Here is a 14,549-nt window from a genome sequence, read left to right as displayed (position 1 = left end):
ATAATATGAATAAAAATATAGAAGTTACAGAGAAGAAAACAGAAGTCCCTTCAGCTGTGCAGTGGGCGGTGAGCCCCGCAGGAGCTCTTTCGAGCACCCTTTTAGACACAGCGACTACAGCGTTAGAAGGAGCCGATCTTTACTACGAGCTTCAGCGGATGAACCAGCAGGAAGGGATTAAAGTAAATAGGCATGGTTTTAAAGCCAGGAAAGAGCAAGGGGAAAACCAAAAGTTTGCTACCAGCCTTGAAGGTTGGGGACTTGTTGGCTCAGCAGGAGTTTCTTTAGGTGCCTTCGTAGGAGGACTTGGCGCTCAGTCATTGTTAAATAAGACTGATTCTATGCAGAATGCGCAGGCCTTTGATCAAGCGACCCGAGGTGTTGGAGTAGCGCAAGCTGGGGTGACCGATATGCCAGCGAACACCTTAGCAGGAAGCCCAGAAGTAAGAGCGCGGATTGACGCCCTTGTTAACGGGGTTGACTTTGAGAACGGTCCATCCAGGATTACCGTGACTTCGCATGGAACAACACCACTTACAGATGAAGAAGTTCTTCAGCTTGCGACCCCTGCAGAAAGAGAAGCGGTGAACAAGCAGGCGAGAGACAAGATGAAAGAGCTTGGCATGGCCAACCAGCAGTATATGCAGGTATGGAACCAGATGGTTCCGGTTGTCGCAAGCGTCGTCACAGGAGGAACCAAGATCAAGGCTGCCGAGGAGCAGTACGAGGCAACTCTAAATGGAGCAACAGCAGAGCGATTCAATGGTCTTGGGCAGCAGTTTGCAGCATTCTCAAGTCAAGAGGGACAAGAGAGTCAGCAGCTCCTCAGCTGGTTGAATGCTCTTTACCAAACGATTGGCGAGATAGACGCAGCGAATGGAGCGAGATAAGTTAACTAAAACACCTCAATCACAGCCGTTATGCTGATCTAGCATAACGGCTTTTTTTTGTCCTTTTTCTTATAAAAAGTGACATTTTTGTCACTTTTTACCCATATAAAAATGACAAATTTGTCATTTTTACCCCCCATAAAAGTGACAAAAATGTCACTTTTCGCTACGATAGGGGTATGAACAGAGACTTTTTAAATAAACTTTTAGCATGGAAAGGTGACCCTGATCGGAAACCCCTTGTGATTCGGGGGGTTAGGCAAGCAGGAAAAACTTACCTTCTCAAGAAGTTTGGGGAGGAGTATAAAACATGCCATTACCTTAACTTTGAGGAGGAAGGGAAGCTTCTTTCTCTATTTGAAGAGGATCTAAATCCTAAGAGGATTATCACAGATCTGAGCTTTCATCTCGGCCAGCCGATCAACCTAAAGACCGATCTCCTCATTTTCGATGAGGTTCAGGCTTGCCCCAAAGCGCTCACAAGCCTCAAGTACTTCTATGAGAAACTTCCAGAGCTTCATCTCTGTGCTGCTGGATCTCTCCTTGGAATTCACCTGGCCCCTTTTTCCTTTCCCGTAGGGAAGGTGACCTTTCTAACGATGCGCCCTATGTCTTTTGAAGAGTTTTTAGAGGCGGCTGATGACCAAAAATCCGTTGAGATTCTTAGAAACCTCAACGAAGAGAGCCAGATTTCTGAGATTGTTCACCACCATTTATGGGAACGGCTCAAGCACTATCTGATTGTTGGGGGGATGCCCGAAGCTGTAGCCACTTATTGTAAATACCAAGATGACCTCTTTACAGCCTTTGAAAAGGTGCGAGCCAAGCAGAAAGAGCTCGTCATTGCCTACTATGCTGATATGGCTAAACACTCTGGGAAGGTCAATGCCCTTCATATCAATCGGATCTTTCGCTCTGCTCCAACGCAGATCCATCAGGTTCAAGATGGTTCCATCTCGAAGTTCAAGTTTCGAGGGGTTATTCCTGGAGTTAGCCATTACCACCGCCTAGCAACTGCCATTGATTGGCTTGAAGCTGCAGGACTTGTTCTCAAAGTCCATATTGTAAACTCTGCAAATCTTCCCCTAAAAGGTTTTACCAAAGAGAACCAGTTCAAACTTCTCCTTTTTGATGTAGGGATTTTAGGGAGCATGTGTGACTTATCTCCCGAACTCATCTTGGGGTATGACTATGGGACTTATAAAGGATACTTTGCAGAGAATTTTGTGGCACAAGAGTTAATGTTAAGTCAAAATAGAGAACTCTTTTGCTGGAGTGAAAAGAACTCAGAGCTCGAGTTTTTACTCGAGTCGCGGGGGAAAGTCATTCCGATCGAAGTAAAGTCAGGGTCAACTACCCGTTCAAAAAGTCTCAAAGTCTTTTCTGAGAAGTACCATCCCGAAACGCGCGTTGTCCTTAGTGGCAAACCCTTTTCCATCGACCCACAAAAAGGGACCCACCACTACCCACTCTACTCAGTGTCTAGTCTACAAAGTTCTTTGTTAAATTGACCCATCTTTTCCGCCCCTGCGGCGGACTCGATCTCGAAAACTTGACTAAGCTTCCATCGGTCTCCGTTCCTTGCAGGCTCGAAAAATCTGGGCGCAATTTCCCTAAAGACCTTTGATAGACTAGACACTAGCCCATAAAGTCCCGATATAATTCCCGCTTAGGCCGTCCTAAGAGTTTAGCGGCGACCACCAGCGCCTCCTTGCCGCTAATCCCAAACCGTTTCTCAAGCTCTTCTACCAGCTTGCGAGGGTCTTCTTCAAAAGGACGTTCTTTTCCCTTGAAAACCAGCACAAACTCTCCAAGAATCTTATCCCCAAAATGGGCCATGAGTTCCTCGGCCGTTCCTTCTACCGTTTCCTCATACCGTTTGGTCAGCTCCCGCGCGACAAAAATCTTTGCCTCAGGAGCCACCTTCTTCATCAAACCAAGCGTTTTCATCAGGTGGTGAGGGCTCTCATAAGCGACCGAAAGACCAGGATAATGTAAGATGTCAATCAGCTGCTGCTTGAGCTCACCCTCCTTCTTAGCCAAAAAGCCGATAAACTGGAACCGCTCCTTACTCCCATACAAGCTAAGAGCTGCGATAGCAGCGCAAGGGCCAGGAACCACCTCCACCTTGACCCCCTCCTCTCGGCAGCGCCGGATCAGCCCGGCCCCGGGATCGCAGATCCCTGGGGTTCCCGCATCAGAGATCAGCGCCATCCGCTTTCCTCCTCGAAGCATCTCCATCACCTCCGCCTCCCGCTTCCTCTCGTTGAAGAGGTGGAAGCTCTTCATGGGGGTCTCGATCCCATAAGCCTTAAGAAGGACTTGGCTGGTTCGGGTATCCTCAGCCAGGATTAAATCGACGCCTTTCAACACCTTAATGGCCCGGTGGCTCAGATCCTTTAGGTTACCAATAGGTGTCGCAACAACATATAACATATTTTCTCTCTCTCTCCTGAAGCCGGGACGGGATTGGGGGAAGCGAGGGTGGAAGATGCGTCGTGCAGGGGGAGCAGATACAAGTTAATCGACGAGTCCAATAGCCTTAGCTATTGGTGAGGAGATTAACGCCGTAGATGCTTCTCCTCCACAAGCAGCTTTCCCCTCGCTTCCCCTATTCCCGTCCCAAAAAAGGTGGCACCCAGATTCGAACTGGGGATAGAGGCTTTGCAGGCCCCTGCCTTACCACTTGGCCATGCCACCAAAGAGTTTCATTCTACCTTATGCTTGAATTCGATTCAAGAAGTCTTAATTCGAGCTCGATGAGGAACTAGAACTTGAGCTGCTGCTGGAGTAAGAGGAGCTGCTTGAAGCGTTGTTGTCTTCGATCTTTATATCGGTTTTTGATTTGTTAAGCGCTTTAAGAAGCATATCTGATAGACCATCTTCATCGGTCCCGAACTTGACTATTCGCCCTATAAGCTCATTTGCAATATCTTTACTAGAAATTTTCAGTTTATCTGCAAATCCCTTTTCCAAATTTTCCCAAACGGTGTTTCCTGTTAGCATCTTCGAAACACTTTTTGCTAGGTTTGTCTGAGAGGCACTTCCTATCCAATTAATCCCTTTGGTTATAAGCCATTCTGATGTTGTTTTTGCTTGGTCATTTCTACTGTTATTCATAAGATGAAGAAGCTCATTTAAAAGTTCTTCGCGCTGTCCGGGGAATTTCTGGCTATCGTTTGTTTTAATAAACTTAAGTAAGGATGGTTTCTGGCTTCTGTCACCTTGGTTATGACGCTTTTTCTTCTTGCCGACTCCCCCTTCGAGAGCATCAAGAAGGAGGTCCGTCATTGAAAAAAACCAGTGTTTAACAACTTCTTGGAACGAGAAGAGGGTGAGCGATTCTTCCATTGTAGAAACTAAAATACCGACAAGCGTTTCATTAAATTTAGAAGTTAAGTCATTTTTTACAATGATGGAAATGAGCATTTTAAGGCGGTTAAATTCTTGAAGGTCTCTCTCTCTTTTAAGGCGGAAGTAGATGTTGTTTAGATATTTTGTTGGTTTTTTTTGTGCTATTTCCCTAGTTATTGCTACACCACTGTCTAAACCTCTCTGGTCGTAAACACTGGAAGTATCTTGTAAATCTGAAAACCGTTTGTTGTCTAAGCGTGTTTTCAACATTTCCCGCTGCTTTTTATCAAGAAGCTTATAAGCCTTTTTTACCATACCCAAGTTTTGGTTCCATTCATTGACATTGCTGGCAAATCTTTCAAACCACTTTAGGATCCCTTCTGCCATTATTTTATTGACGTGAGCGGTGGAAGTAAACTCGTCGAGCTTCGCTTGAACTTGGGAAATGATCTTATTCTCAACAGATGCTTGCATTCCGGTAAGGTAAGGCTTGACAAGTTTCTCCAGTCCAGGAATTTTTTTAGCCTGATTTTTGAGAAAAGAAATAACGGTAAGGAAACCGGAGTGATCATCATCCGAGTGGTCTTGAAATAAAGCATGGAGCCATGATTTTTCAGTCTGTTTAGAAAGAAGCGCTTTCAATCGGTTTAAGGTGTTTTTAATCCAAAGCTTTTCATTTTGGTTCTTAACATCCTTATGTGCTCCCTCAAGATTATGGAGAATCGTTAGCCCTTCTAGGTGTTTAGGGGTGGTTTCATAAATCTGACTAATCTTTTTAGCTTCCTCTTTTTCGATGTTTTTCCTTGTTAAGGCTGTTATGATAGGCGGAAATTTCTTGGAAGGCTGATTTGCCCGGACCCTTTGCATCGTCGTACAGCAGCGGAGAAGGTTGATCACATAATCGGTCACTTTAGGAACCGTCTCTTCAAGGGAAATCCCGGCAACTGAGCCATGGAGAGTATCTAAGCTATGATTGACCAGCGGCTTCAGACGATCTGATAAGCTTTTAAAGGTTTTTAATAGCGAAGCATGGAGCTCTTTGTCTTTTTCAAGCATACAGGTGACTGCACGCTTCCAAGCAAACTTTGAAAATTGATCGGGTGTAAGTTTTTTGGCATCCTCAGACTTAAGAAATGCATTTTCATCGCTCTTTCCGCTGATAAAGTTTTGAATCACTTGCGAAGAATCTTTGATTTTTTTGTCGCTTTCACTAAATCCATTGCTGCTCAGATATGCTTCTAGTAGAGGTTTTAGATACTCTTTTTGAAGCCGCGCTTGAACGGTATCGATAATTTTATCCCCATGTTTGCTGCTGGCTTTGCTTTTTTTGCTGCTTGAGGCTGAAGAGGATTTATTTTTGTTGGTTATAAGTTGCTGATTAAAAACAAAACTATCGGTAATAGAGTTGCTAGATAGGTCATCTAAAGCTTTAGAAATGGTAGGGTTACCTTTAGCGACTTTAAACCATCCCTCAAGGACAGGAGGGGCATACTTAAGGGTATTAGCCACACCATGATGGATCAAGAGAGCAAAGCTTTTACGCAACTCCTCCTCATTAGCGGTATTTGTCGTTTTTTTACTTGTCGTGGCTTTTTTCAGCATCAATGAGAGGAGAAAAAGCTCTTGCTTTTTCCCATCTGAGAGTTTGTTGCTATTGGTAATATGGGTTTGAAACTGTGTAACACAGCCTGAACTTTTAGCGCTAAGATTGTCAACGCTTTTAGATGGACTAAGGCTGCTTTTCTCGGGCTTAATGATCTTTAAGAGTGCGCTCTTTTCGCTGTCATCGATATCGAGACTTTGAACACTAGCATAAACCTCTTCAAGGGTTACTTCGTGAGGGGTTTGCCATTTAACAAAGAGTTTTTCCGAAGCGCTCCAGGTTTTATTGAGCAAAGAGAGTGTCATCGCCTTAAGACATTTCTTTAAAGCCTTTTTATCTTCATATATTACCCTTAAGAAGGGGTTGGTCTCTATGAGATCAAACCAAAACCCTAGACTTTTATCAAAAGCCGCAGGCTTGTTGTTATTGATATTGGAAACGCTCTTGTGAATGAGGAGGTTCGTGTCCTCGGTTTGGTTTTTTTCTTGACGCAACGTTTCAATTTTATTAAGAGCAGGGTCGATAATATACTCATCGAAAAGCTTTAAAAGCTCGATAAACGCTTCATTCCGCTCTTTGCCTTGGTCGAGAGGAATATGCTTAACGATGTTTGCGTTAGAAGAGCTTGCATGGTTGTTACTCTGAAAGAAGGTTTGTTTCTGGTTTTTATTTGGGTCAGTTTGGGAAGTAGTGAGGATAGGCACATCAATGTTTCGGTTAACTTCAACAGTAATGGTCCGATCTTGACCGTCCTCATTTCTGTTTTTAAATAACATCCCTGCACTCACCTTAAGAACCGCCCACATTACAGTGAAAATTGCAGCGAATACGGCAGAGGTTATGAAAAGAACAGGGGGACCTATTAGCACGGTCCGTTTCCACCCTCCTGTAAAGGGGGATTTCCATGTTGAAACAACAAGCTGTTTGGTTGAGTTTCCAAAATGATTCAAAGCAGCGGCAAAACTAATACTATTTGTGTTCAAGATTAAACTCCTATTCCAAAAGATTATGCAAATCCTGCTTGAAATTTAAATAAAAGTCAACCAATATCTTCCCAGTTGGCTCCTAGGGATAAGGATGAGAAAATCGGTTAAAGAAATTGCTGCTATCTTGGAAAGTAATTCGACATCTATGGAGGAGGTTGTTCAAACTGCCATAGACAGTGGGGAAGTCGAGAAAGACTCCCTTTTCTTTGCCCTCAAGGGAGAGCGGGTCGATGGTCACCAGTTCCTCGAAGAGGTTGCAAAAAAGGGGGGAGTGGCCGCCGTCGTCTCTAAAGCGTACCAAGGAAAAGATTTCGGCCTGGAACTGATCCGCGTGGATGATGTAAATCGGGCTTTACATTTTCTTGCGAAGGAGATGTTCAAGGAGACAAAAGGGACGGTCATTGGAGTGACTGGGACAGTGGGGAAGACAACGACCAAAGAGTTTTTAGCGACCGTTTTAGGGGAAAGGTTCCGGGTGATGAAGAGTGAGGCGAGTCTAAACTCCCAGGTGGGCCTTCCCCTCACTATTCTCAATGGGGACCTGAGCGCTGAGGTGATCGTCTTGGAGATGGGGATGAGTGAAAAAGGGGAGCTCAAGCGTCTTGTTGACATCGTCCATCCCCACATTGGAATTTTGACCAAGCTCACCTTGGTTCATGGAAACCCTCTTGAGGAAATTGCAGAGGAAAAGTGTCAGCTTTTTACCTCAAAGCGGATGGAGCGCGCCTTTTTAAATGAGCAGACAGCAAGTTTTGAGCCGGTCCAAAACCTCACCATCCCTAAAGAGTGGTTTGACAAAGCTCCCGGCCCTTTTACGGAATCTCATCTATTAGAAGCCGTCGGCGCTGCTGTTGCCATCGCGCGCTACTTGGGAATGACCGAGAAGGAAATTGAGCGGGGAGTGCAAAAGCTCAAACCCTTTGACCACCGGTTTGAAAAGATTGAAAAAAAGGGTGCGCTCTTTATCGATGATTCCTATAATGCATCTCCAGAGGCAGTCAAAACCGCTCTTTCCAATTTACCAAAAGGAAAGCGGCGGATTGCGCTTTTAGGGGCGATGAAAGAACTGGGCCCCTTTGAGGTAAACAGCCATCGAGAGGTGGCTGAGCATGCCCTCCCTCTGGTCGACCATCTCCTCTGCGTAGGAAAAGAGTGTTTGCCAATGGTCGACGTTTTTGAAAAGGGGGGGAAACCGGTCGAGCTCTTTCATGAAAAGGCCGAGGTAGCATCCCGCTTAAAAGAGCTTGTGCAAAAGGAAGACGTAGTTTTAATCAAAGGGTCAAACTCTCTTAAGCTTTGGACTCTTTTAGAGGGCGTATGAACCGATCCATAAATTCTAACATCCTTTCTTTCCATGCTTTCTACATCTTTTTGGAAGCTGATTTTTCACCCTTGTCTTTTGGACAATGTGCTCAAATCAGCTTCCAAAAATCTGTTAGAAATCAACTGAAAATTAAGAATATTATAACTTACGGATCGGTTCATTAATTGCTTTATCTATTTTTACAGTACTTAGCATACCATACGGCGGTGAAGATCCCGTCCGTTTTTTTCTATTCCTCAACGCGGATGGTTCTTGCTGCGATCACCACCCTCCTCCTCACCATCTTACTCGGCCCTTGGTGTATCAATAAGCTTTACAAGTTAAAGACAGGGCAGTCGATCCGGGTCGAAGATTGCCCCACACTTGCAGAGCTCCACCAAAAAAAGAAGAAGACGCCAACGATGGGGGGAGTTCTCATCCTCATCTCGATGCTCATCGCTCTTCTTCTCTGGATGGATCCGCGGAGCTCTTTCACCTGGATCCTTGGAGTTGCAACGGTCTGGCTCGGCTTTTTAGGGGGGATCGACGACTACCTAAAGATGAAGCACAAAAACTCAAAAGGGCTCCGGGCGAAAGCAAAGTTTGGGTTGCAACTCCTCTTTGCAGCCCTTCTCGCTGTCTACTTGATCTGGATGGGAGGTTATGAGGCCTACTTTTTACCCTTTAAGAAAACCCCCTTTTTCATTGCGGGTGGGGCGGTCTTTTTTCTCCTGACCATTGTGGTGGTGACTGGCTCATCCAATGCGGTGAATCTGACCGATGGACTCGACGGTCTTGCCTCGGGATGTACCCTCCTTGTCGCCCTTGTCTTTGGGGTCTTTGCTTTCTTATCGAACAATGTGACGATTGCCCACTACCTCAATATCCCTTACATCGAGGGGAGCGCCGAAATTGCCATCTACCTCTCGGCGATGGCGGGGGCTTGTCTCGGTTTCCTTTGGTACAATGGGTATCCAGCGCAGGTCTTTATGGGAGATACCGGCTCTCTTGCCCTTGGCGGTATCTTGGGAACGGCGGCGGTCCTCATGCGGCGGGAGTTTTTACTAGCGCTCGTTGGGGGAGTCTTTGTCCTTGAGGCGTTGTCGGTCATTTTGCAAGTTTTCAGTTACCGCTTCCGGAATAAAAAGCGGATCTTCCGGTGTGCCCCCCTTCACCACCACTTCGAGTTTAAGGGGTGGCCCGAACCAAAGGTGGTTGTCCGCTTTTGGATGATTGGACTCATCTTAGCCCTTTTTGGCTTAGCCTCGATTAAGTTTCAGTAATGAAAGCGCTCGTTATAGGACTCGGTAAAAGTGGAAGGGGAGCGGCAAAGCTTCTCCTCAAACAAGGATGGGAAGTGGTCGGTGTCGACCGGAAGCCCGAGCCGGTGGAAAGGATCACCGTCCTTCCCGAAACAGCCACGATCGGCCCCGTTGATTTAGTCGTTCTTTCCCCTGGCATTCCCCGTAGTCACCCCTTAGCCAAGGGAAATGTCATTGGGGAGGCGGAACTCGCCTTTCGTAACTTAAAAAATCGGGCGATCGGCATTACTGGGACCAATGGAAAAACAACACTCACCCTTCTCTTAACCCATATTCTAAACGGCGTGGGGATCAAGGCGCGCGCGCTTGGCAACGTGGGAAATAGCCTCGCCGAATATGCATGCAACCCCGACCCCGATGAGTTTTTAGTTGTTGAACTCAGCTCTTTTCAACTCGAAACGATGACCACGCCGTGTCTCGAGCTTTCTGTCATTACCAACATCACTCCCGACCACCTGGATCGCTATAGCTCTTTCGAAGAATATGCCAATACCAAAAAGCGGATCAAAGATTTAGCCGATTCTTATTTACAACTAACAGGAAGGGAGAGATACTGGGGGGAAACGGCCTGGCTCGTTTGTGAACGTCTCGGGATCGCACGAGAAGATTTTGGTCGGGCGCTAAAAAGTTTTAAAAGCCCCCCGCATCGGATGGAGTTTGTCGGTGAGATAGAGGGCGTTCGCTTTGTGAACGATAGCAAAGGAACGAACCCGGAAGCGACCCTTTATGCGATTGAAAATAACCCGGGAAAAGTCCTTCTGATTGCGGGAGGGCAGAGCAAACAAGGAACCTTTGCAAACTGGAAAAAGGAATTTCCAGGGAAGGTAAAAGAGGTATTTGCCATTGGGGAAACCGCGTCCCAAATTGAAAAAGAGGTGGGCGGTCTGGTCCCTGTCAAGCGGTGCTTGAACCTCGAAGAGGCGGTTGCAGCAGCCAAGGAAAAAGCGACCCAAGGAGAGACGGTCCTGTTATCGCCCGGCTGCGCCAGTTTCGATCAGTTTCGAAACTATGAAGAAAGGGGAGAAAGGTTTAAAAGCTACGTTGGAGAGGTAAGAAGATGAACAGAAGAGATATTATTATTGTTGCGGTGCTGATCAATGCGGGGCTTTTAGTGACCCTCTTTGTCAGCTCCCTGAAGAAAGGGGGTGAGCTAGAGCTTGCGGGGGAGCAAAAAGCTCCAGAAGAGATTGTCATCGCCCCTACCAAGGCAAAAGATCCGATCGATCAGGTGATCAGTCAATATACCGCCAAGGCCAAAGTGGAAGAGGCGAAAAAAGCTCTCCTTCCTGCTCCTGTTTTAGCTCCAGCCCCTAAAGAAGAAAAGAAAGTCGTGCCGAAAAGCCCTCTACGAATCGTGACGGTCCAAAAGGGGGATGTCTTGGAGAAGATCGCCCGCACCCATGGGGTGAGTGTTGATGCGATTATGAAGCTCAACCGCCTGACCAACTCCCGTCTCCAGATCGGCCAAGAGCTCAAGCTTCCCCCAAAGCGGCCAGCCGTTAAAAAAGAGGCGGTCGATGGGAAAAAATACTATGTGGTCAAAGGGGGAGACAGTCCCTGGACGATCGCGCAGAAAAATGGGCTGAAGGTCGAAGAGCTTCTCCGTCTCAACAATTTGGATGAAGAGAAGGCTAAGAAACTGCGCCCAGGTGACCGCTTAAAAATCCAATAATCATTTTACTGACAAGTGCTTGGATTTTTTTAAGAAACTCCTTGGCTATTTTTAAGAAAACCTGTTACCGTTTGTTTTTATTAAGCTGGGAGTTTGCTGTGAAGCTTTTTCGCTTTCTACTTGTCTTATGTATCCCTGCAATCTTTCTTAATGTATCGTTAAATGCTTGTGGGCCATTTGATTTTGAAAATGAGTTGAAGAGTAGTCCTTCTTCTGTTTGGGATCTTTTGTCTTATGACAACCTCTCTTTTTCAAGTATCATGTCTTTTGTCGAGATGGTGGAATCTGGGGAGATTTTAGAGGAAGACGGTGGCTGGGGCCTAGATGAAGCGATGCGATTTATGGCCTTTTTAGCGCGCAATGGGGTTCCTGATTGGGACACCCAGGGAAAAGAAGAGCTGGAAAGAGACATTGAGTGGCTCTTTTCGGACGAGGATGAAGGTCTGGATGATGAGGGGAGTTGGTGGTGGTTTTCTAGTTTCGATGGGGAAAAGTGCTCGATCATTCCTGCTGTTTCCTACCAATCATATCAGCAGCCCAAGGTTATTTTATGTAAGAGTTGGCTTTCAAAAAAATGGAAAAAGACCAAAAAATTTGTCAAGAAGCACAAGAAAGCAGTGATTGTTGCTACTGTTGTTGTCGTTGCTGTTGTGATTGTTGTAGCTACCAAAGGAGCTGGAACTCCTGTAGCAGCTGGCATGGTTGGAGCAGCTGGAGCTTCTGATGTTTCAGAAGGGCGTCCTCGAGTGAATAAGCCTGGAGATGTGAAATTTGAAGACGAAAGCAATGCTGATATAGCCCAAACAATCCCAGAGTCTTCACGACCGATACCCCCCTCACCTCAAACCAGTGAGCCTTTTGTCGCTAATAGAGATGGAAACTCTAACTCTGAAGCTATGGAAGAAGTTGCTCAAGAACAGATTAGCGTGATTAAAGAGACGTTGTATGCGCAGGTTCCTTCAGAAGTTCTCAATGTTGATCCTAAAGAAGAGCCAACGCTTTGGGAGACGTTTAAGGAAAACTTTCAGGAGCAGAGTTCAGCTGCTGCTCATGGATTTCACCAAGCTATGTCTGGGTCTAGGGAAGGTCATGAGTGGATTGATAGCGTTTTTGGAACAGATCAGGCAGATAACTACCCGGCGGTGGAGCATGAGGATAGTCAACCTAAAATCGTTATGGGAACACTGCCTCCTCCAGGACTTCCTGCTTCTGGTACCAACTTAATAAGTGCGGCTGGCCGTACTGCTGCTGTCGCTAGGTCTACAGGGGTTGCCGTAGGAGGAGCTGCTGTTGGTTCTGCTCTCACAAGAGGCTTACCCAATACTCCTCAATTCCAACGAGAAAACCAAATAAGAAATGATTTAGTAGGGAAAGGCTATAATGTCCCTCCCAGGCCTGAAGGAGTGCCTGAAAATTGGAATGTAGAATCCTCTAGAAAAGGAGGAGGGGTGAAATATACCTTAGAAACTACTAAAAAGAATGGTGAATTATATTATAAAGAAGAAGTTAGGGTTATGCCCGCTAATCCTAATAGCCCTAATGAATGCCAAAGAAAACCCTATGTAAAACACCGTATTGAAGATAAATTCTATGATAAAGATGGGAATGTTGTTGATAAAGGTTCCCCGGAAGCTCACATTGATTATGCTGAATATGATTTTAAGAAAATTTCGGACAAAACCCAAAAAGAATAGGTATGTTAGATAAAAAAACTCAAGCTTACTATCAAAATATTTTTCTAGATAGCCTTGATGACATTTCCAATGCAGAAAAACAGGAAAAGGCTTGGGTTCATGGTAATTATGAAGGGTTCAATACATTTATAGAAATTTTTGAAGGGTTTATCTCTCCTTGCGAGTCTGTCAAAAAATGGTCCACCCTCTCAGCTAAGCAACGTCAAGATCTCGAAAGGTTTTATGATTTACTGATCAACTACGATGATACAAAAAAGGTTGGAGAACAGACCATTATGAAAAGTGATAAAGAGATTTGTCAAGATCCTGCTTGGGGTGAAATTAGGAAATTTGGAAGGCGATTGTATGAAGAACTGAAAAAAAATCCCCTAATGTAGTTCCAATCATTTATAGGCCAACCAATTAAAGTTTTCTAGAAGCTCATATTGATTGTGATGAATATCTGGATGCAAACGATAACCCTGTAGGAAGAAATACAGATGAATCTCACCTTTATCCAAGCCCACCTAGTGCTCTGTCAACCCTAAAATTGAGGATAGATTGGTTGAGATTTTTTCGGCTGGCAAAGTGTGGAGATCAAATCTAAACTTTTGTAAGTTTGTGAGATCGAACATGAAGCCAGCTGGAAAAAGAAAAGTTCTTTGAGAAAATTACCATATGAAAGAAACTGGGGTTTCAGGCTTTTTTAGGAACGGTTATACCCATTCCGATTCAAATTTGGAGGTTTGCCAAAGCCAGCGCTCCAGATTTAGGAGCTGGGCAAAAATAACTCATGCATTTCTGGTGCCATAGCGCTTTAGCTGCGCGGCGCAAATCCGCAGGAAGCTTATTAGCTTTCAAGGAGTTGCAACAAAGCAGATGAAGATGTTATGGTTGCAGAAATGTATAAGTTATTTTTGCCCAGCTCCTTAGCCCCATCGAAGCAGTCCCCTATCCAGGAGATAGGGGCGATGCAGAGGGGGGTAAAGCTGGAGATGCTGGCGCAGGGAAAACCCAAATTTGAATCGGAATGGGTATAAAAAATGAGAAGCGTTTACTTTCTCCTCTCTTTTGTGATTGCTCTATTTGCCCTTGGGGTGCTCATGGTTTTTGGCACCTCATCGGCAGAGGTGATCGATCGAAGTTTGGAGGTAAGCACCCACCATGCTCTTATCAAGCAGCTGATCTATGGCTGTCTCGGGGCTATTTTTGCTCTTCTCACCTTTCACTTCGGATACCGGAAAATTTTAGCCCTTTCCCCCTACCTTTTTTATGGACTGACAGCCCTTCTCATCCTCGTTTTTGTACCGGGGATTGGCCGCCTATTAAATGGGGCCCACCGGTGGATCTTTTTTGGCTCGATCTCTTTTCAACCCTCCGAGTTTATGAAGGTAATTGCCCCCCTTTACTTTATTCACCTATTTCTGAAAGAAGAGAGGATGACCTGGAAGCGGTTTTACCTCATTGTGGCGCGGATTGCTCCAGCCCTCTTCCTTATCCTCATCGAACCTGATAATGGGACGGTGGCGATCATGATGGTCACCTTCATGGCCCTTTTTTTTCTTTGCCGGATCAAGTGGTTTTACTGGCTTCTTCCTGTCCTTGTGATTGGGGGATTAGGGGTAACGGCAGCCCTTCAAATGCCCCATGTAAAGCACCGGATCCGGGTCTATCTCCACCCAGAAAGTGACCTTTTAGGAAAGGGGCACCAACCCTATCAGGCAAAGATTGCGGGGGGGTCGGGGG

11 protein-coding genes and 1 tRNA gene are annotated in these 14,549 nt (G+C 45.6%); 9 read left to right on the top strand and 3 right to left on the bottom strand.

The window, feature by feature from the left end; translation table 11 throughout:
• Window positions 1-5: 5 nt before the first annotated feature.
• Both NEPTK9_RS00060 and NEPTK9_RS00055 read left to right on the top strand, forming a co-directional pair.
• Window positions 6-890 (top strand): hypothetical protein, encoded by an 885-nt coding sequence (locus NEPTK9_RS00060; RefSeq protein ID WP_194846783.1) that lies wholly within the window; start codon window positions 6-8, stop codon window positions 888-890.
• A gap of 179 nt (window positions 891-1,069) precedes the next feature.
• Window positions 1,070-2,401, top strand: a complete 1,332-nt coding sequence (locus tag NEPTK9_RS00055; protein WP_194846782.1) for an ATP-binding protein — start codon at window positions 1,070-1,072, stop codon at window positions 2,399-2,401.
• A 127-nt stretch (window positions 2,402-2,528) separates the two neighbouring features.
• On the opposite strand, the gene rsmI is transcribed toward NEPTK9_RS00055, so the two are convergent.
• From rsmI to NEPTK9_RS00040, 3 genes are all read right to left on the bottom strand, one after another.
• Complete coding sequence (gene rsmI / locus NEPTK9_RS00050; RefSeq protein ID WP_194846781.1) at window positions 2,529-3,326, bottom strand: 16S rRNA (cytidine(1402)-2'-O)-methyltransferase; 798 nt, start codon at window positions 3,324-3,326, stop codon at window positions 2,529-2,531.
• A gap of 193 nt (window positions 3,327-3,519) precedes the next feature.
• Window positions 3,520-3,590 (bottom strand) — tRNA-Cys (locus NEPTK9_RS00045).
• A 45-nt stretch (window positions 3,591-3,635) separates the two neighbouring features.
• Window positions 3,636-6,830, bottom strand: a complete 3,195-nt coding sequence (locus tag NEPTK9_RS00040; RefSeq protein ID WP_194846780.1) for a hypothetical protein — start codon at window positions 6,828-6,830, stop codon at window positions 3,636-3,638.
• Window positions 6,831-6,924: 94 nt separating this feature from the next.
• Here NEPTK9_RS00040 and NEPTK9_RS00035 point away from each other — a divergent pair, with 94 nt between their 5' ends.
• The 7 genes from NEPTK9_RS00035 to NEPTK9_RS00005 form a co-directional block, all read left to right on the top strand.
• The gene (locus tag NEPTK9_RS00035; protein WP_194846779.1) at window positions 6,925-8,154 is read left to right on the top strand and encodes a UDP-N-acetylmuramoyl-tripeptide--D-alanyl-D-alanine ligase; all 1,230 of its coding nucleotides are present in this window, start codon (window positions 6,925-6,927) and stop codon (window positions 8,152-8,154) included.
• Window positions 8,155-8,321: 167 nt separating this feature from the next.
• On the top strand, window positions 8,322-9,419 hold the full coding sequence (gene mraY / locus NEPTK9_RS00030) for a phospho-N-acetylmuramoyl-pentapeptide-transferase (RefSeq protein WP_194846778.1): 1,098 nt from the start codon (window positions 8,322-8,324) through the stop codon (window positions 9,417-9,419).
• On the top strand, window positions 9,419-10,519 hold the full coding sequence (locus NEPTK9_RS00025) for a Mur ligase family protein (protein WP_194846777.1): 1,101 nt from the start codon (window positions 9,419-9,421) through the stop codon (window positions 10,517-10,519). Before mraY ends, NEPTK9_RS00025 begins: the two co-directional genes overlap by 1 nt.
• A complete protein-coding gene (locus NEPTK9_RS00020; RefSeq protein WP_194846776.1) occupies window positions 10,516-11,130 on the top strand; it encodes a LysM peptidoglycan-binding domain-containing protein in 615 nt (204 codons plus the stop codon). The genes NEPTK9_RS00025 and NEPTK9_RS00020 overlap by 4 nt, the downstream gene beginning before the upstream one ends.
• A 41-nt stretch (window positions 11,131-11,171) precedes the next feature.
• On the top strand, window positions 11,172-12,824 hold the full coding sequence (locus NEPTK9_RS00015) for a hypothetical protein (protein ID WP_194846775.1): 1,653 nt from the start codon (window positions 11,172-11,174) through the stop codon (window positions 12,822-12,824).
• A 2-nt stretch (window positions 12,825-12,826) separates the two neighbouring features.
• A complete protein-coding gene (locus tag NEPTK9_RS00010; protein ID WP_194846774.1) occupies window positions 12,827-13,201 on the top strand; it encodes a hypothetical protein in 375 nt (124 codons plus the stop codon).
• Window positions 13,202-13,846: 645 nt separating this feature from the next.
• The coding region (locus tag NEPTK9_RS00005) for an FtsW/RodA/SpoVE family cell cycle protein (RefSeq protein ID WP_194846773.1) at window positions 13,847-14,549 on the top strand (703 nt) is incomplete at its 3' end.

Source organism: Candidatus Neptunochlamydia vexilliferae (assembly GCF_015356785.1).
In the GTDB taxonomy this organism is placed as follows: Bacteria; Chlamydiota; Chlamydiia; order Chlamydiales; family Simkaniaceae; genus Neptunichlamydia; species Neptunichlamydia vexilliferae.
This window is presented reverse-complemented; position numbering and strand designations above follow the sequence as displayed.